16 protein-coding genes are annotated in these 19,208 nt (G+C 63.6%); 2 read left to right on the forward strand and 14 right to left on the reverse strand.

The annotated features are described in order from the left end of the window. Positions 1–807: an enoyl-ACP reductase FabI gene (fabI, locus tag AC0C6X_RS04495; RefSeq protein ID WP_472952035.1), complete on the forward strand. Its 807-nt coding sequence runs from the start codon at positions 1–3 to the stop codon at positions 805–807. Between the two features lie 182 nt (positions 808–989). Here the strand turns inward: fabI and AC0C6X_RS04500 are convergent, their stop codons facing one another. The 12 genes from AC0C6X_RS04500 to rimP form a co-directional block, all read right to left on the reverse strand. Beyond that, positions 990–1,211, reverse strand: coding sequence for a hypothetical protein (locus AC0C6X_RS04500; RefSeq protein ID WP_173515175.1), 222 nt, complete (start codon positions 1,209–1,211; stop codon positions 990–992). Between the two features lie 264 nt (positions 1,212–1,475). After that, entirely contained in the window at positions 1,476–2,492 is a 1,017-nt protein-coding gene (locus AC0C6X_RS04505) for a class I SAM-dependent methyltransferase (protein ID WP_472952036.1), read from the reverse strand. A gap of 80 nt (positions 2,493–2,572) precedes the next feature. Further along, positions 2,573–4,726 carry a polyribonucleotide nucleotidyltransferase gene (gene pnp / locus AC0C6X_RS04510; RefSeq protein WP_173515173.1) on the reverse strand — a complete coding sequence of 718 codons (2,154 nt, stop codon included), beginning with the start codon at positions 4,724–4,726 and terminating at the stop codon, positions 2,573–2,575. Positions 4,727–5,077: 351 nt separating this feature from the next. After that, a complete protein-coding gene (gene rpsO, locus AC0C6X_RS04515; RefSeq protein ID WP_173515172.1) occupies positions 5,078–5,347 on the reverse strand; it encodes a 30S ribosomal protein S15 in 270 nt (89 codons plus the stop codon). 169 nt (positions 5,348–5,516) lie between these two features. Beyond that, complete coding sequence (locus tag AC0C6X_RS04520; RefSeq protein WP_173515171.1) at positions 5,517–5,864, reverse strand: SH3 domain-containing protein; 348 nt, start codon at positions 5,862–5,864, stop codon at positions 5,517–5,519. 25 nt (positions 5,865–5,889) lie between these two features. Further along, the gene (locus AC0C6X_RS04525) at positions 5,890–7,599 is read right to left on the reverse strand and encodes a sensor histidine kinase (RefSeq protein WP_173515170.1); all 1,710 of its coding nucleotides are present in this window, start codon (positions 7,597–7,599) and stop codon (positions 5,890–5,892) included. A gap of 185 nt (positions 7,600–7,784) precedes the next feature. Beyond that, positions 7,785–8,720: a tRNA pseudouridine(55) synthase TruB gene (truB, locus tag AC0C6X_RS04530; protein ID WP_173515169.1), complete on the reverse strand. Its 936-nt coding sequence runs from the start codon at positions 8,718–8,720 to the stop codon at positions 7,785–7,787. Between the two features lie 8 nt (positions 8,721–8,728). Next, positions 8,729–9,136, reverse strand: coding sequence for a 30S ribosome-binding factor RbfA (gene rbfA / locus AC0C6X_RS04535; RefSeq protein WP_173515168.1), 408 nt, complete (start codon positions 9,134–9,136; stop codon positions 8,729–8,731). A 72-nt stretch (positions 9,137–9,208) separates the two neighbouring features. Continuing rightward, positions 9,209–11,896, reverse strand: a complete 2,688-nt coding sequence (gene infB, locus AC0C6X_RS04540) for a translation initiation factor IF-2 (RefSeq protein ID WP_472952040.1) — start codon at positions 11,894–11,896, stop codon at positions 9,209–9,211. A 105-nt stretch (positions 11,897–12,001) separates the two neighbouring features. Then, entirely contained in the window at positions 12,002–12,694 is a 693-nt protein-coding gene (locus AC0C6X_RS04545; protein WP_173515166.1) for an RNA-binding protein, read from the reverse strand. Between the two features lie 5 nt (positions 12,695–12,699). Next, positions 12,700–14,319 (reverse strand): transcription termination factor NusA, encoded by a 1,620-nt coding sequence (nusA, locus tag AC0C6X_RS04550; protein ID WP_247960314.1) that lies wholly within the window; start codon positions 14,317–14,319, stop codon positions 12,700–12,702. A gap of 46 nt (positions 14,320–14,365) precedes the next feature. Beyond that, entirely contained in the window at positions 14,366–14,986 is a 621-nt protein-coding gene (rimP, locus tag AC0C6X_RS04555) for a ribosome maturation factor RimP (RefSeq protein ID WP_173515164.1), read from the reverse strand. A gap of 271 nt (positions 14,987–15,257) precedes the next feature. Between rimP and AC0C6X_RS04560 the strand changes: the two genes are divergently transcribed. Continuing rightward, entirely contained in the window at positions 15,258–16,892 is a 1,635-nt protein-coding gene (locus AC0C6X_RS04560) for an MFS transporter (protein ID WP_472952042.1), read from the forward strand. Positions 16,893–16,995: 103 nt separating this feature from the next. On the opposite strand, the gene AC0C6X_RS04565 is transcribed toward AC0C6X_RS04560, so the two are convergent. Beyond that, the gene (locus AC0C6X_RS04565; protein ID WP_247960316.1) at positions 16,996–18,261 is read right to left on the reverse strand and encodes a lytic murein transglycosylase; all 1,266 of its coding nucleotides are present in this window, start codon (positions 18,259–18,261) and stop codon (positions 16,996–16,998) included. Between the two features lie 214 nt (positions 18,262–18,475). After that, entirely contained in the window at positions 18,476–19,081 is a 606-nt protein-coding gene (gene recR / locus AC0C6X_RS04570) for a recombination mediator RecR (RefSeq protein ID WP_173515161.1), read from the reverse strand. Positions 19,082–19,208: the final 127 nt, after the last annotated feature.

A 19,208-nucleotide genomic window follows, 5' to 3' on the forward strand; every position in this document is an offset into this window, starting at 1 on the left:
ATGACGGGACTGATGACTGGAAAGCGTGGCCTCATCATGGGTGTGGCCAACAACCATTCCATTGCCTGGGGCATCGCCAAGGCGCTTGCGGCGCAGGGTGCCGAACTCGCCTTCACCTACCAGGGCGAAGCCCTTGGCAAGCGTGTCAAGCCGCTGGCCGCCGAGCTCGGCTCCGACTTCCTGCTTCCCTGCGACGTCGAAGACATCGAGTCCGTCGATGCCGTGATCTCTGCGATCAAGGAGCGCTGGGGCAAGCTCGATTTCGTCGTGCACGCCATCGGCTTCTCCGACAAGAACGAGCTGAAGGGCCTCTATGCCGACACCTCGCGCGACAACTTCAGCCGCACGATGGTGATCTCCTGCTTCTCCTTCACCGAGATCGCCAAGCGCGCGGCCGAACTGATGAACGACGGCGGCTCGATGCTGACGCTCACCTATGGCGGCTCGATGCGCGTCATGCCGAACTACAACGTCATGGGCGTCGCCAAGGCCGCGCTCGAGGCTTCCGTGCGTTACCTCGCCGCCGATTACGGTGCGCGCGGCATCCGCGTCAACGCGATCTCCGCCGGCCCGATCCGCACGCTTGCCGGCGCCGGCATTTCCGACGCCCGGGCGATGCTGTCCTGGCAGCAGAAGAATTCGCCGCTGCGCCGGACCGTCACCATCGACGACGTCGGCAATTCGGCTCTCTATCTGCTGTCGGATCTGTCGCGCGGCGTCACCGGCGAGATCCATTACGTCGACTCCGGCTACAACATCACCTCGATGCCGTCCCTCGACACGCTCAGGACAGCCGACGCCGAGTAAGGCGCTCAGGGTAAGGCGTTCAAGCGGAAACGCACGACAAAGCCCACGGATCAGCCTGCTGCATGTTTCCTCAAATCGACCTCGATTTAAGGAAACATGCAGCAAATCAAACTGCTACAGCGCCGCGCGTCTGATTAGACGCGCGGCGCTGTAGTCCGTGGGCTTCGTCATTGATGGGCGGTTCAAACCAAGACGAACAGCACGAACAAGGCGGCGATGACCGCCAGCACGACAAATCCCGTATGGGTGCGCCGCCCCGGATCCAGCGGCAGATGATAAAGGCTTTTCAGGAACGACATGGGCACTTCGGAGGTGGCTCCATGTCCCTCGGCATGCTTGATGTCCCTGGCGACAGCCTCGGCCGCATCCTCGGTCAAGGGCGGCCTGTTCACTCCCGACGTCATCGCACTCATCCTCCGACGAGAAACACCGACGGCGTCATGGTGGGCCCGAACAGGGGTGATGGCAACAGGCAAACTGTCGCTGCCCGCCGGCCGGAGCGACGGGCCCAGAAAGCAACGAGCCGGGCGAATGGCCCGGCTCGTTGCTTGATCCTTAAAGCGCGTCGCGATCTTTCAGATTCGCTCCTTGTGCTTTAAGCCTTTGATATTTCGCATGTCGTTATCGCAAAACCGCTGCGCACTTTTGCGCGAATGCTTTAATGGTCTTCAGCGCTTCGCCCAGAGCACCTTGAAGCGGGCGTTGCGGCAGGTTTCGCCGTATTCCTTGGCGTTCTCGGCCAGTACCTGCTCGTAGGGCAAGCCGCGATTGGCGACCAGCATTAGCTTGCCGCCCTGCTTCAGCGCCTTCAGCGCCGTCTTGATGATGGCAATGCCGAGCGCCGGCTCGGCGGCGTGGGCCTCATGGAAGGGCGGGTTCATGACGATGAGATCGTACTTGTCGCGCGGCTCTTCGCTCGTCAGATCGAACCAGTAGAAGCGCGCCGGCGTCGAGGGGGCATTTGCCATCATGTTGACGCGGGCAGCCTCCAATGCCTCGTGATCGGCCTCGAAGAGATCGACGCCCTTGAGGCCCGGCGAGGCTTCGGCGAGCTTGACGGCGAGATAGCCCCAGCCGGCGCCGAAATCGGCAGCATGGCCGTGGAAATCGTTCGGCAGGCGCGAGGCGAGCAGTTCCGAGCCCGCATCGATGCGATCGTGCGAGAACATGCCTGGTGACGCCTCGAACAGGCCTTCGACACGTACCGGCACCTTGGCGAGCTTGTGTACGGCATCCGTGACGTCGTCCGGGCGGGTGAACCAGAAGGCGACACCGTGATATTTCGGCAGGTGGTCGCCGTCCCAATCGAACTTGGCGATCCGCTTCCTCAGCGACTGGATGCCGTCTTCCTTGCCGCCGGCAACGACGATCAGGCCGCCCTCACGCGTGTGCTTCAACGCCTCGGCGATCCGGTCCTCGTTCTCGCCCTTGTGCTTGCCGCAGAGCACCAGCGTGACGTCGTAGTCCTCCCCGGTGATCTCCGGCGACACATCGGCGCGTACGGCCTCCAGGGCGCGATAGAGCGGCCTCAGCGGCTGCACCGCCGCGATCGAGGCTTCGAAGCCCTGGGGCAGCCTGTAGCCAGCCTCGGCGCCGAGAAAGAGAACGCGCTCGCCTTCGCCCGGCGGGTCGATCACGCCGCTATCGAACGGGTAAAACAGGGTCTTCAACGCATCTCGGCTCATCGGTCTATCCGTCTCTTCCTACAAGAAAGGGGCGCGGAGCGATCCGCCCCGCGCCCCGAATGCATTCGGGTGAAGCCTGCTTATTCGGCGGCTTCGCCGTCGCCCTTCTTCTCAGACTTCTCGGCAACGATTTCCTTGCCGGTCGCCTGGTCGACAACCTTCATCGACAGGCGAACCTTGCCGCGCTCGTCGAAGCCCATGAGCTTGACCCAGACCTTGTCGCCTTCCTTGACGACGTCGGTCGTCTTGGCAACGCGCTCGGCGGCGAGCTGCGAGATGTGGACGAGGCCGTCACGGGCGCCGAAGAAGTTGACGAAGGCGCCGAAGTCGGCGGTCTTGACGACCGTGCCTTCATAGATCTGGCCAACTTCCGGCTCGGCGACGATCGAGTGGATCCACTTGCGGGCCGCTTCGATTTCCTTGCCGGACGAGGAGGCGATCTTCACGGTGCCGTCGTCTTCGATGTTGATCTTGGCGCCGGTCTTTTCGACGATTTCGCGGATGACCTTGCCGCCGGAGCCGATGACTTCGCGGATCTTGTCTACCGGGATGTTCATGACTTCGATGCGCGGAGCGAATTCGCCGAGCTGGCCGCGGCTTTCGGAGATGGCCTTGGCCATTTCGCCGAGGATGTGGAGACGGCCGCCCTTGGCCTGGTTGAGCGCGATGCCCATGATCTCTTCGGTGATGCCCTCGATCTTGATGTCCATCTGGAGCGAGGTGATGCCGGCTTCCGTGCCGGCGACCTTGAAGTCCATGTCGCCGAGGTGGTCTTCGTCGCCGAGGATGTCGGAGAGAACGGCGAAGCGCTCATCTTCCTTGATCAGGCCCATGGCGATACCGGCAACCGGCTTTGCCAGCGGAACGCCGGCATCCATCAGCGCCAGCGAGGTGCCGCAGACGGTGGCCATCGAGGACGAGCCGTTCGACTCGGTGATTTCCGAGACGACGCGCAGCGTGTAGGGGAACTGTTCCGCCGTCGGCAGCATCGGGTGGATGGCGCGCCAGGCAAGCTTGCCGTGGCCGATTTCGCGGCGGCCCGGAGAACCCATGCGGCCCGTCTCACCGACCGAGAAGGGCGGGAAGTTGTAGTGCAGCATGAAGTTTTCCTTGTACATGCCCGTCAAGGAATCAACGTACTGCTCGTCTTCGCCGGTGCCGAGCGTGGCAACGACGATCGCCTGGGTTTCACCGCGGGTGAAGAGCGAGGAGCCGTGGGTGCGCGGCAGGACGCCGACTTCGGCGACGATCGGACGAACGGTTTCGAGATCGCGGCCGTCGATGCGGCTCTTGGTGTCGAGGATGTTCCAGCGAACGATCTTGGCCTGCAGGTGCTTGAAGACGGCGCCGATTTCTTCAGCCGTATGGGCCGGGTTCTCGATGCCCTCGGGCAGGAAGTGTTCCTTCACCTTGGCCTTGACGGCGTCGACGGCAGCGTAGCGGGCAGCCTTCTCGGTGATCTTGTAGGCGTTGCGCAGCTCGTCTTCGGCGATCGAGAGCATGGCGTTCTCGAGGGCGGAATGGTCTTCCGGCTCGAATTCGCGCGGCTCCTTGGCGGCAACTTCAGCAAGCTTGATGATCGCGTCGATGACCGGCTGGAAGCCCTTCTGGCCGAAGACGACGGCGCCGAGCATGATGTCTTCCGGCAGTTCCTTGGCTTCGGATTCGACCATCAGCACCGCGTCCTGGGTGCCGGCGACGACGAGGTCGAGGGTCGATTCGTCCATCTCGTCGAGATGCGGGTTCAGAACGTACTGGCCGTTGATGTAGCCGACGCGCGCGCCACCGATCGGGCCCATGAAGGGGATGCCCGACAGCGTCAGCGCAGCCGAAGCGGCGACCATCGACAGGATGTCCGGATTGTTCTCGAGGTCATGCTGCATGACCGTGACGATCACCTGGGTGTCGTTCTTGTAGCCTTCCGGAAAGAGCGGGCGGATCGGACGGTCGATCAGGCGCGAAACCAGCGTTTCGTTTTCGCTCGGACGGCCTTCGCGCTTGAAGTAGCCACCCGGGATCTTGCCGGCGGCGTAGGTCTTTTCCTGGTAGTTGACGGTCAGCGGGAAGAAATCCTGGCCCGGCTTTGGCGCCTTGGCCGAAACGACGGTCGCGAGAACGACGGTTTCACCGTAGGTGGCGAGAACGGCGCCATCAGCCTGGCGGGCGATCTTGCCGGTTTCGAGCTTGAGCGGACGCCCAGCCCATTCGATTTCAACCTTGTGGGTATCGAACATGTTCTGTCCTTCGTGTGCGGCGGACCTTTCCGCGGCTGTTGCAGCGCGGGTGGTCGAGGGGCCGCATGAAATGGCGCATCACGGGCAAGACAACGGGAGGCTTCACGCTTGAAATCGGCTTGTTTCCGCTTCGCCGGACCGCTCATCAGCGGCGTTCCGGCAAGCAGGGCCGAAGCATCCTGCAATCCTGCCCCATGACGGGCCATCGGTTGATCCGCGAAACCGGCCCATCCGGTTCGCTGGATTCTCTCCTGAAGCCACGCTTCCTGGGCGGCCGGAGAGTTCATTCGTCGAGCGTGCACCGCTCCATAAAAAAGCCGGCGGGCCGCAATGACCCGCCGGACAAGTCGCTTAGCGACGGATGCCCAGGGCACCGATCAGCTTGCTGTAGCGCGCTTCGTCTTTCTTCTTCAGATAGTCGAGGAGCGAACGACGGCTGGAAACCATCGCGAGCAGACCACGGCGGGAATGGTTATCCTTCTTGTGGCCCTTGAAGTGTTCGGTCAGGTTGTTGATCCGTTCGGTCAGGATAGCAACCTGGACTTCCGGGGAACCGGTATCGCCTTCGACGGTTGCAAATTCCTTGATGAGCTGAGCCTTACGCTCTGCAGTAATCGACATCGGATGATCCTTTCGATTTCGAGGATTTCGGGACGCCTTCAGCCGGGATGTCGTCCAGCTGCGGCCGTGAACGCAACGGGCATGCGCCTTTTGCTGGCGTGCCTATAAACGAAATGGATGAAAAAGGAAAGGGTCATGAGCCGGCCCTCCTGGAGGCCGGCAGGACGCATCAGTTGCTCGTCGGGCGCGGTCGCATCGGTGCGGATTTCTGCGGGTCGCGATTGACCGAAACGCAATCGAGATAGGCGGAGAAAGCCCAGCCAAGCGCGCCGGCCTCGTTGGCGACCAGAGACCAGCGCTTGCCTCCGAGATTGCGCTCTCCGGTCCTCTTCACCCTCGTTCCGTTCGACAACGTCATCACGACCCGACCGTTCGGCGCGTCGCGGATGTTGAGCGGCGTCCCGGTCGGGTCCGCGACGGTGCAAGCGATTTCTATACCGCGCGCCGGCCCACCCGTTGACAGGAGGAGCACCGGGATTACGGCCAGCACCAACAGACGACCGAAAGACGGTTTCATCGCGAGCGCTCTCCTCCGTTTGCCTTCATGCCTCTTCTTCCTTCTCGTCGCGGGGAATGGTGATCCGCCACTCAATGCCGTCGGCATGCATTATCCGCTCCAGGGCGGCGTTCAGCGCCATGCCGAGCATGCGCTCCAATACCAAGGTCCCGAAGCCCTTGCGGACCGGATCCAAAGGCTTGCCCGCGAGATCCGCGCCCTCCTCCCGCCAGCGAATGGCAATGCCGTCGTCCTCCAGCGACCAGCTCAGCTTGACGACCCCGGTGGTGTTGGCAAGCGCACCGTATTTGGTGGCATTCGTCGCAAGTTCGTGCAGGGCCATGCCGAGCGTCTGGGAGATCTGCGTGTCGAGCCTCAGGGCGGGGCCGGAAAGGATCAGGCGTTTCGGATCGTCGGGCGTGAACGGCTGCAATTGGTTCTGGGCGAGCTCGCGGAAATCGACGCCTTGCGCCGCATTTGCAATCATCAGGTCCGTCGAGCGCGCAAGCCCGGCAATACGCTTGCGGAAGGATTCGGCGAAGTCGGCGGCACTCTCGGCCGAATAGACCGATTGGTTCAGCATGGACTGGATGACGGTCAACTGGTTCTTCGAGCGGTGGGCCACTTCGCGCATGAGGAAGCGGATCTCGTTTTCCGCCTTGCTGCGCGCCGCGGCGGCGCGTGCCAGCGCCGTCGAGACCTGCTCGACCTCGGATATCATGTGCGGCCGGGATTCGATCCGCTCGCCGGCGCCGAGACGGCGCGCATCCTGCGCCACCAGCTTGACGCCCTGCGACAACAGCCGCGCGATCGCCAGCGAGCCGGCGATCGCGATGCCGGCGAAAATGATGCCGCCGAGCGACAGCCAGAGAAACGACCAGACGGCCGGCGCATCGACGGTTGCGCTCGGTGCCCAGGCAATGATCCGCCATCCGGTGACGACGGAGAACTCGGTCGCGACGCGATATTCCGTGCCGTTTTCCTTGATATTGCTGACGCCAATGCTGATCGCCGGCACCGTGTCGAGGAAGAACGGTTCGCCGGCCTTCACGGCTGCGTCCGACGAGATGATGACCTTGCCCGCGCTATCGACCAGCGCCGCATTCCAGCCGGGGGAGAGCGTATCGCGGTTAACGGCCTTGGCCATGTTCTCGGCGTTTTGCGTCAACGTCAGCACATATTCCTCGCCGGTCGACAACTTCGCCGGCAGGTAAACGTTGAACACCCATTTTCCCGCGGTCTGGCCGAAGAAGACGTTGGAGACGAGTGGCGCACCACTGTTGGTGAAGGCGCGCTCGACGGAGTCCGGATCCGAGGCCTTGTTGAGCTGTGCGCCGAAAGGCACGCGCGTGTTGAGCAACTGGTTGTGCTTGCGATCTATGACGATCAGGTAGGAATCCGTCTCGGCAAGCGCGGTCGAGGCCCTGCCGTAGAAGGCCTCCATGTTGCCGTCTTCGATTTCTTGTGATGTCGACAGCACCTTCAGCGTGGTCAGCATGCCTTCGATGTCACGCTCGACGATACGGGTGACCGACCCGGTCGAGGCCTGCAGCAGCGCCGTGATCACCTGCTCCTGCTGATCGACGCTGCGCTTCAGCACCACGAGCGAAAAAATGAAGGCCGGAACGATGGCTACCAGGAGCAGCGACGTCAGGTAAAAGCTGAAAGGCCGGGTCAGGCGATGACGAAGGAGATCGACGATCGCCGACAGGCCATTCGCCGTCCTTCGTTTTCCTTCTTCCGACACGCCCGTCACCTCAGCCGTCCGTCTTCATTGCGAGCCAGCGGGCACAGCCGCGTTCGGCGGACGCTGTCGAAGGCGGCGTGATCGCCATTCGGGTCTGGAGCACGGCAAGGAAACGGAATCACCTCGGATGGATTAGAAGCCCATGCCGGGGATCATGCGTCAAGGATGGGGCAAAGGCAAACGCTTCCGGGCGTTTAGCCGGTGGCGAAAACACGCTTCGGCCGGAACTCGCCCTCGGCGATCTCGCCGATGGCAACCAGCTTGCCGCGTGCCGTCGCATAGGCTTCAGGCGTCGCAAGCGGGGCATCGCGGCCGCGCAGAATGATCGGGTTGCCCATTCTCAGGCGATGCGCCTGATCGTCGTTGACGGCGACATGCGGCAGGTTGGAAAGCGCTTCGCCGGTTTCGATCAGATACGCGTCGAGCGCAGCAAGGCGGTCCTCGTCGCTCTCGATTTTTTCCAGCGCCACCAGATCGGCGAGCGGCACCATATCCTCTTCGCCAAACGGCGCGACGAAGGTGCGGCGCAACGAGGCGATATGGCCGAAACAGCCGAGGTCGCGCCCCATGTCGCGGGCGAGCGAGCGCACATAGGTGCCCTTGCCGCATTCGATTTCGAAATGCGCGAGATTGGGGGTGGCCCCCAGGAGCGTCAGGCGGTGTACCTCGACCTCGCGGGCCGGGATCTCGACCGTCTCGCCGTCGCGGGCGAGATCGTAGGCGCGCTCGCCGTCGATCTTGATCGCCGAGAATTGCGGCGGCACCTGGCTGATGACGCCGGTATACTTCGGCAGCAGCGCGCGGATCGCCTCTTCGTTCGGCCGTTCGCTCGACGAGTGCGTGACCTCGCCTTCGAGATCGTCGGTCGAGCGTTCCTCGCCCCAGGCAACGGTGAATTCGTAGATCTTGCGTCCGTCCATCACGTAGGGGACGGTCTTCGTCGCATCACCGAGCGCGATCGGCAGCATGCCGGAGGCCAACGGGTCGAGCGTGCCGGCATGGCCGGCCTTCTGGGCCTTGAACAGCCACTTGATCTTCGAGACGGCTTCGGTGGAGCCGAAGTCGAGCGGCTTGTCGAGGATCAGCCAGCCCGAAATCGGGCGGCCCTTGGGCTTACGCGGTTTGGACATGAAATCTACTATTCTTCGTCTTCGCTGGTCTGGTCGAGATCGCGGCTGACTTCCGGCGAGCGCAGGAGGGCGTCGATCTTCTTGTAGTTGTCGAAGCTCGTATCGTCGCGGAAACGAACGTCGGGCATGTATTTCATTTGCCGAAGTTGCGGGCCGAGGCGGCCGCGAATGTACTTGGCATTGCGGTTGAGCGCCTCGATGACTTCGGCATGATTGGGCACGCCGAGCGGCGTGACATAGGCCGTGGCGATCTTCAGGTCGGGCGACATGCGCACTTCCGAGATCGCGATGACGGTCTTCTCGATCACGGGATCGCGGACCTCGCCACGCTGCAGAACCTGGGTAATGGCGGCACGCACCTGTTCACCGACGCGCAGCATGCGCTGGGAAGGGGCAGAGGATGTGGCTTTGCTCATGGACGGTACCTCAAAAAAATGCGAGCGCCGAAGGATAACCCGGCGCCCGCATAATCTCTAATCGGACGGATCTTAAAGCGTCCGCGTGATGTGCTCGACGCGGAAGCACTCGATCGTATCGCCGGCGCGGATGTCTTCGTAGTTCTCGAAGGCCATGCCGCATTCCTGACCGACGTTGACTTCCGAGACCTCGTCCTTGAAGCGCTTGAGGGTCTTGAGCTTGCCTTCGTGGATAACGACGTTGTCGCGAACCAGACGGACGCCGACGCCACGCTCGACCTTGCCTTCGGTGACGCGGCAGCCCGCGACCTTGCCGACCTTGGTGATGTTGAACACCTCCAGGATCTCGGCGTTGCCGAGGAAGGTTTCGCGACGCTCCGGCGAGAGCAGACCCGACATCGCCGCCTTCACGTCATCCACCAGATCGTAGATGATGTTGTAGTAGCGGATCTCGATGCCGGCACGCTCGGCAGCCGAACGGGCCTGCGCATTGGCGCGGACGTTGAAGCCGATGATCGCGGCATCCGACGCTTCAGCAAGCGAGATGTCGGACTCGGTGATACCGCCCGCACCCGAGTGCACGATGCGCGCACGCACTTCGTCGGTTCCGAGCTTTTCGAGAGCACCGGCGATCGCTTCGATCGAACCCTGCACGTCGCCCTTGATGACCAGCGGGAACTCCTTGAGACCGGAGGTCTGGAGCTGGCTCATCATCTGCTCGAGCGAACCGCGCGAGCCGGACTGGCGAGCAACCGCCTTCTCGCGGGCAAGCCGCTGGCGGTATTCGGAGATCTCGCGGGCGCGGCCTTCGTTTTCGACGACGGCGAACTTGTCACCGGCAGCCGGCGTGCCCGAAAGGCCGAGAACCTCGACCGGCATCGACGGGCCAGCTTCCTTGACGTGTTCGCCCTTGTCGTTGACGAGCGCGCGCACACGGCCCCACTGATCACCGGCAACGATGATCTGGCCGGGCTTCAGCGTGCCCTTCTGGACGAGGACGGTCGCAACCGCACCGCGGCCACGATCAAGCTCGGCTTCGACCACCGTACCTTCGGCCGTCCGGTTCGGATTGGCCTTGAGGTCGAGAATTTCGGCCTGAAGCAGAATCGCTTCCAGGAGCTTGTCGAGGTTGGTGCCGTTCTTCGCGGACACTTCCACGTCGAGAACTTCACCGCCCATGGATTCGACGAAGACTTCGTGCTGCAGCAGTTCGGTGCGAACCTTCTGCGCATTCGCCGTCGGCTTGTCGATCTTGTTGATCGCCACGATGATCGGAACGCCGGCAGCCTTGGCATGGTTGATCGATTCGATCGTCTGCGGCATCACGCTGTCGTCAGCGGCAACCACCAGGATCGCGATATCGGTAGCCTGGGCACCGCGGGCACGCATGGCGGTGAACGCCGCGTGGCCGGGGGTGTCGATGAAGGTGATCTTGTTGCCGTTCTGCTCGACCTGGTAGGCGCCGATGTGCTGGGTGATGCCACCGGCTTCGCCGGCCACCACGTTGGCGTGGCGGATCGCATCGAGCAGCGAGGTCTTGCCGTGGTCGACGTGACCCATGATCGTAACGATCGGCGGACGCGGCAGCATCTCCTCTTCGGCATCCGAAACGTTGAAGATGCCCTCTTCGACGTCGGATTCCGAAACGCGCTTGACCGTGTGGCCGAATTCACCGGCGATGAGTTCTGCCATATCGGCGTCGATCAGATCGCCGGGCTTCATCATCTGACCTTCCTTCATCAGGTACTTGATGACGTCGACGGCACGTTCGGACATGCGCTGTGACAGTTCCTGAATGGTGATGGTCTCCGGCAGGACGACTTCGCGCGAGATCTTCTCGCGGGTTTCCTGCATCTGGCTGCGCTTGAACTTCTCCTGGCGGCGACGCATGGCCGACAGCGAACGGCTGCGCTGGCCGCCGTCCTCGTCGACCGCAGCCGTCAGCGTCAGCTTGCCCTGGCGGCGGCCGTCGTCGCCCTTCGGGCGGGCCGGAACCTTGGCCGGTTCAGGACGCACGACCTTGCCGCGCGCCGGGCCGGCATTGCTGCGCGAGCCGCGATCATCGTCTTCGTCATCGCTGCGGCGACCACGGGCGGCAACGCCCGCAGGTGCCTGCGGTGCGGCAGCCGGTGCCGGACGCGGCGATTGCGGACGATTGTCGGGGCGACGCTCGGCGGCGGGCGCCGGTGCAGCGACCGCGGCAGCAGCCGGGCGCTCCGCGACCGGTTCGGCCGGCTTCTCGGCAACGGCGCGCGCAGCTTCTTCGGCGGCGCGGCGCTCGGCCTCTTCCTTCTCGCGAAGGATCCGTTCTTCTTCCTCGCGCTTGCGGCGGGCTTCGTCCTCGGCGCGGCGCTTGGCTTCCTCGGCATCGCGGATCTGGGCTTCGGCCAGGGCGCGACGACGGGCCTCCATCTCACCGGCGGAGAGATCGTTCAGGACGACGCCGACGCGCGGGCGGTTCTGCTCCTGGCGCGGCTGATGTGCCTGCGGCTGCGGCGCCGGACGGCCCGAAGGCTGCGGCTGCTGAGGGCGCTGCTCTGCCGGACGTGCGGCGGGAGCCGCGCTCACGGGCGTGATCGGGCGCTCGTCCTTGTGCCGATTGAAAGAAGTCGGGCGCTTTCTGGTCTCGACCACGACCGCTTTGGTGCGGCCGCGGCCCATGTCCTGACGCACCGTTCCCTGCTGAACCCCATGGGGCTTCAGGGTCAGCGTCTTCTTGCCTGCTACGCTGATGGTCTTGTCGTCTTTGTCGTCGGTCATTCCGTTCCGTTCCTAGCGATCAGGCCCGGATGCGTATCACCCGACCCCGTCTTCCAATTTGTCTCAAACAATACCCGCGATGCCGGCACTCGCCGGTGACGCGCGTCATTGCTGTGGCTTGCCAGCGCCGCCTTCGGCCCGGACCGGGACGGATCCTCGGTACTTTTCGAGCATGATTGCGCGCTTCACTACACCCTCACCCGCCTGCCCTGCAAGCGCTGCGGCATGGATAAAAGCATTACTTCCCAAAAGGCCCTCCATTTCCGCCCCGGTGAAGGGACGGAACGAAGGTATTTCCGTTTCGTCGTCGGCCACGAAGCTCATCGCCTTGCGGGCCTGGTCTATCTTGCGCACGCCGTCGGCCGCAGCATCGGCCGCATGGAACACGGCAAGCGCCGCAAGTCCGCGCACGGCCTGCTCCGTCTTCGTCGCGCCGGAGATGAACTGGGCGGCCTTGCGCGCCATGTTCATCATGCCGGCCAACTGCTCGGCGAGCAGCCGGTCGACCTCGTCGGCAAGCGTCGCGTCGGCCTTGACGTCCGCCTTCAGGGCGCGGGCGAAGAACTTCTTCGCCACCGCCTTTTCGACGAGCGCCCGCTCGGCCTTCACCCAGCAGCCGCGTCCCGGAAGCTGCCGCTTCAGATCGGGAACGACGCGACCGTCGGGCCCGGCAACGAAGCGGATCAGTTCGTCGGGCGAACCGCTTTCACGGGTGACGATGCAGGTCCGCGTGCTGCCGTTCCGATCCTTCGGCCCCCTATCCGAGGGCAGGGCGTCGGCATCATCAGAGGCGATCATCGTCCTTAGGCGTCCTGCTCGGCGCCTTCGGCAACGTCGATCGGCTCTTCGCCTTCGGCCTCATCGCTTGCCAGATCCTCTTCCGTGATCCAGCCGGCCGCCAGACGGGCCTGAACGATCATGGCTTCGGCCTCGGCGCGCGAAACGTCGAACTTCGAGAAAGTGCCCTCGAAGCGCTTGGTCTCGCCGTCCTTGCGCTCGCTCCAGCCGACGAGATCGTCGGCGGCGCAACCGGCAAAGTCCTCGATCGTCTTGATGCCTTCTTCGCCCAGCGCAACGAGCATCTGGCTCGTCAGGCCGTCGATCGAGCGCAGTTCGTCGGCAACGCCGAGCTCCTTGCGCTTGGCATCCATTTCCGCTTCGAGCTTGTCGAGGTACTCGCGCGCACGGGTCTGGATTTCGGTTGCGGTCTCCTCGTCGAAGCCGTCGATCGACGAGATTTCGTCGAGATCGACATAGGCAAGCTCCTCGACGGCGGCAAAGCCTTCGGAAGCCAGAACCTGGCCGACCATTTCGTCAACGTCGAGTGCTTCCATGAAGAGGTTGGTGCGCTCGGTGAATTCCTTCTGGCGGCGCTCGCTCTCTTCCTGTTCGGTGAGGATGTCGATGTCCCAGCCGGTCAGCTGCGACGCGAGGCGAACGTTCTGGCCGCGACGGCCGATGGCGAGCGAAAGCTGCTCGTCCGGAACGACCACTTCGATGCGCTCGGCATCTTCGTCGAGAACGACCTTGGCCACTTCCGCCGGCTGCAGCGCATTGACGATGAACGACGCCGGATCCTGCGACCACGGAATGATGTCGATCTTTTCACCCTGCAGTTCGCCGACGACCGCCTGAACGCGCGAGCCGCGCATACCGACGCAGGCGCCGACCGGGTCGATCGACGAGTCGTTCGAGACCACCGCGATCTTGGCGCGCGAACCCGGATCACGGGCAACCGACTTGATCTGGATGATGCCGTCGTAGATCTCGGGCACTTCCATGGTGAAGAGCTTCACCATGAACTGCGGATGGGTACGTGACAGGAAGATCTGCGGGCCGCGCTGCTCGCGGCGAACGTCGTAGACGAAGGCGCGGACGCGGTCGCCGTAGCGCATATTTTCGCGCGGGATCATCTCGTCGCGGCGGATGATGCCTTCGCCACGACCGAGGTCGACGATGACGTTGCCGTATTCGACGCGCTTGACCGTGCCGTTGACGATTTCGCCGACGCGATCCTTGAACTCGTCGTACTGGCGGTCACGCTCGGCTTCACGGACCTTCTGCACGATGACCTGCTTGGCCGACTGGGCGGCGATACGGCCGAAGTCCATCGGCGGCAGCGGATCGGCGATGAAATCGCCGAGCTTGGCATCCGGATTGCGATCGCGAGCAAGCTCGAGCGGAATCTGCGTGGAATAGTCGTCAGCCTTCTCGACGACTTCCAGGAGTCGCTGCAGGCGGATTTCACCGGTCTTCGAGTTGATGTCGGCTCGGATGTTCGATTCCGACCCATAGCGCGAGCGGGCGGCCTTCTGGATCGCATCGGCCATTGCGGCCAGAACGATCTCGCGGTCGATCACCTTTTCACGCGCGACGGCATCCGCGATCTGCAGAAGCTCGAGCCGGTTAGCACTGACTGCCATGTCTTGTCTCCGTTTGGGTTGCAGGGGGCTTCACGCTCCGCCCGACTTATTCCTCAATAGGTGAATCTTCGTCTTCGAAATTCTCGTTCGCGGCGCGCGCAGCCTTTGCCTTCTTGTCGGCCGTCAGCGCATCGCGGATCAGATCGTCGGTCAGGATCAGCCGCGCTTCGGAAAGCGTGGTGAACGGGATGACGACGACAGGTTCCTCGCCGTACGCGGGCTGGTCGCGCTCGAGCCGGAAACCATCGTCGTCGACGGAAACGATCTTGCCGCGGAACCGCTTGCGGCCATCGACCAGAACCGACGTCTCGCATTTCAGCAGGTGACCCTGCCAGCGGAAGAAGTCGGACTTGCGCACCATCGGGCGGTCGATGCCCGGCGACGACACTTCGAGATGATACGCCTTGTCGATCGGATCTTCCACATCGAGCACCGGCGAAATGGCCTTGGAGATCTCTTCGCAGTCCTCGACGGTCATGGTGCCGTCGTTGCGCTCGGCCATGATCTGCAGCGTCAGCCCGTTCTGGCCGGACATGCGCACGCGCACCAGGCGGTAGCCCATCGGCACGATGACCGGCTCGATGATATCGGCAATGCGCTGGTCGAGACCGGTTTCGGTGATCAGGCGCGGTTCATTTGCATTTTCAGCCGTTGTCGTATCGGACAAACGATCATCTCCTCATCGGACCGGCTAATAAAAAAGAGCGGGTCCTGACGGGCCCACTCTTCATCTACCGATCAAGAATTTGAGGCTCATATACGCTTCATCGCCGCAAATTGCAAGGCGTTGGGCCGTGCGCTCCAAATGCCTCGATCCGCGCGCAGCCAAAGATCGTCGACGACAAGGTCAGTTTCAGCGGGTGGCACTTCGCGTCCTCCGGCCTATAACAGGAATCGAACCGCTTCGAGACGACATCAAGGACAAGAGAGACGACGAGGTGCCCCACCGTATTTCGCCGCTTGCACCCTTCAAGCACGACAACTTCCGCACGATCTGGATTGCCAGCCTCGCATCCAACTTCGGCGGCCTCATCCAATCGGTCGGCGCCGCCTGGCTGATGACCTCGATCTCCTCATCGGCGAACATGGTGGCGCTGGTGCAGGCATCGACCTCGCTGCCGATCATGCTCTTCTCGCTCGTCTCGGGCGCGCTTGCCGACAATTTCGATCGGCGGCGGATCATGCTGGTGGCGCAATGTTTCATGCTGTTCGTCTCGGCGCTCCTGACGATGTGTGCCTATGTCGGGCTGATCACCCCCTGGCTGCTTTTGCTCTTCACCTTCCTCATCGGCTGCGGCACGGCGCTCAACAACCCATCCTGGCAGGCCTCGGTCGGCGACATGGTCCCGCGTGACGATCTGCCGGCGGCCGTGGCGCTGAACAGCATGGGCTTCAACATCACCCGCAGCGTCGGCCCCGCCATCGGTGGCGCGATCGTCGCCGCGGCCGGTGCTGCGGCCGCCTTCTTCGCCAACACGCTCAGCTATTTCGCGATCCTTTTCGCGCTGCTGCGCTGGCGACGGGAGGTACCGGCCAACACCCTGCCGCGCGAGACGCTGGGCCGCGCCATATCCGCGGGCCTGCGCTATGTCGCCATGTCGCCCAACATCGGCAAGGTGCTGCTGCGCGGCTTCCTCTTCGGCCTGTCGGCAAGCGCGATCCTCGCACTCCTGCCGCTCGTCGCTCGCGACCTCGTTCAAGGCGGGCCGTTCACCTACGGCCTGATGCTCGGCGCCTTCGGCCTCGGCGCGATCGGCGGGGCGCTGCTCAGCGCGCGCCTGCGAGAGAAGCTCACGAGCGAAGCGATCGTACGCATCGCCTTCACCGGTTTTGCCGCCAGCGCCGTGATCACGGCGATCAGTACCTATGCGTGGCTGAGCTGTCTCGTGCTGCTCGTCTCCGGTGCCTGCTGGGTGCTGGCGCTGTCGCTCTTCAACACCACCGTGCAGCTTTCGACGCCGCGCTGGGTCGTCGGCCGGGCACTGTCGCTCTACCAGACGATGACCTTCGGCGGCATTGCCGGCGGCAGCTGGCTCTGGGGCACGACCGCCGAACAATACGGCGCCGCCAACGCGCTGATGGGCTCCTGCCTGCTGATGTTCGCTGGCGTCGTGGTCGGCTTCCGGCTGCCGTTACCGGAATTCACTTCGCTGAACCTCGATCCACTCAACCGCTTCATGGAGCCGCCGCTCGAGCTGGATCTGAAGCCGCGCAGCGGCCCGATCGTCATCATGATCGACTACGAGATTGCCGATGACGACATCCCGGAATTCCTGACGACCATGGCGGAACGCCGGCGTATCCGCATCCGTGACGGCGCGGGACATTGGGCGCTGATGCGCGACCTCGAAAACCCGACCACCTGGACCGAGACCTACCACGTGCCGACCTGGGTCGAATATGTGCGCCACAACCAGCGCCGCACCAAGGCCGACGCCGCCGTCGGCGACAAGCTGACGGCGCTGCACAGCGGCGCGGCACCACCGCGGGTTCACCGGATGATCGAGCGCCAGACAATCGTGCCGACCCACTACGAGCGCTACAAGCGCCAGGTCAATGTCGATATGCACTGACAGGTTCGCCAGCGCCTGCAACGAGATCGACGGAGACAAGAGAAAGAGGCCTTGCGACGCAGGGCCTCTTTCGTGTCGGCGGCAGTTCCGCGGCTGGAATGACTTAGCGCAGCTTCGACTTCAGCGAAGCATCGGGGAAGCAGGTCGCGGCAAGGCCGCTCTTCGCCTGCCAGTCGCCGAGCGAACGACGGGTCTTGTAGCCGGGAAGACCGTCGACCTTGCCGACATCATATCCCTTGGCAACGAGCGCCTTCTGCATGGCGAGAACGTCCGAGCGCAGCATGTTGCCGACGTCGCCCCAATTGCCACGGAAGGCTCCGCCGCCGGTGGCTATGCGGTCGGCGAGGTTGCCGATGAACAGCGCGTAGAGGTCGGAGTTGTTGTACTCCTTGAGCACGTAGAAGTTCGGCGTGACGATGAATTCCGGCCCGTGCCGGCCTGCCGGCACCAGCATCATCGAGGATGCCGAAAGCTCGTGCGACGGGAACCCCTTGCCGGAGATCCGCGTGATGCCCTTGTCGGCCCAGTCCGAGATCGGCCGGGCAAGGTCCGGCCCTTCCTGCGCGCAGGAAACGGCTTCGGGGATCGACACTTCAAAACCCCAGTCCCGGCCGCGCTGCCAGCCCTTCTTGACGAGATAGTTGGCGATCGAGGCCAGGCTGTCCGGCACCGAATTCCAGATGTCGCGGCGACCGTCGCCGTCGAAATCGACGGCATATTGCAGGAAGCTCGACGGCATGAACTGCGGCTGGCCCATGGCGCCGGCCCAGGAGCCGCGCATTGCGGCCTCGTCGACGTCGCCGCTATCGAGAATATGCAGCGCCGCGATCAGTTCACGCCGGAAGAGGTCGGGCCGCGTCGACATGAAGGCCTTGGTCGCCAAGACATCGACGACCGGATAGGGGATCTTGGCACGACCGAAGCCGGATTCGCGGCCCCAGATCGCCACGACCACCGAGGCCGGGACGCCATAGGTGCGCTCGATCTTCTTCAGGGTCGAGGCATGGGTGGAGGCAAGGCTGCGGCCGGTCGCCGCGAGACCCTGCAGGCGCTTTTCCGAAAAGTAGCTGCCGGGCGAGGAGAACTCCGCCTGGCTCTGCTTCTGCTCCTTCGGCTTCGGAAAACCGGGCGGCGCCAGATCCGGCAGATCCCAATTGAGCTTCACCTCGGAAAACGCCGCCTTGAACGAGCTGGCGGAAATGCCTGCCTGCTTCGCTTCCGGCCAGAGGTCGTTCTGCAGCCAGGTGCGGAATTGAGCTTCAACATCCGCCTTGGTGGCGGCGTGAGCGGGAAGGCAAAGAGCAAGGAACGCGGCGACGGCCGCGACGAGGCGCGCGGGGCGCTTACCCCCCTCTGCCCTGCCGGGCATCTCCCCCACAAGGGGGGAGATTGACGGACGGCAACCGCTTTGGTTTGCGGGAAGACTCGCGTCTGTGGAACCCACGTTGTCGAATTGAGCGCTCGCTCCAACCTGATCTCCCCCCCTGTGGGGGAGATGCCCGGCAGGGCAGAGGGGGGTGGCGGCTCGTGCACGACTGGCAAAAAGTGAGCGAACAAGAGATTCCAAACGCATCTGCATCCCTTCAGATCGACGTGCGGGCGCGAAGTGCTGCCGCCAGCGTGCCTTCGTCGAGATAATCGAGCTCGCCGCCGACAGGTACGCCATGGGCGAGCCGGGTAATCTTCACTTCCATGCCCTCGAGCTGGTCGGTGATGTAGTGCGCCGTGGTCTGACCCTCGACCGTCGCATTGACGGCGATGATCAGTTCGCGAACGCCGCCATTGGCGACGCGCTGGACGAGCCCCTTGATGTTGAGATCGTCAGGGCCGACGCCGTCGAGCGGCGAAAGCGTGCCGCCGAGCACATGGTAGGCGGCATTCATCGCCCCCGCACGTTCCAGTGCCCAGAGATCGGACACGTCCTCGACGACGATGATGACCGACCGGTCGCGACGCTCGTCGGAGCAGACGGTGCAGGGATCGATCGTATCGACATTGCCGCAGCAGGAGCAGATCCGGACCTTGCGGTGCGCCTCGCCCATCGCATCGGCGAGCGGGCCCAGCAACTGGTCCTTCTTCTTGACGAGATGGAGGGCGGCGCGCCGGGCCGAACGCGGCCCGAGCCCCGGGACCTTTGCCAGGAGCTGGATCAGTTTTTCGATTTCGGGGCCGGTGACTCGTTTTGCCATGCCGCGCTTTTAGCTCATATCGCGTGCGAACGGAATCGTCTTCGCAGTGTGGTGATGCGATGCCAGCAGCCCCGTCAGCGTGCAGCGATCACCGGCGATCGTTGCCGCGCTCGTGCAGACGCACGGC

The sequence above is a fragment of the Ensifer sp. VA4 genome (genome assembly GCF_055710065.1).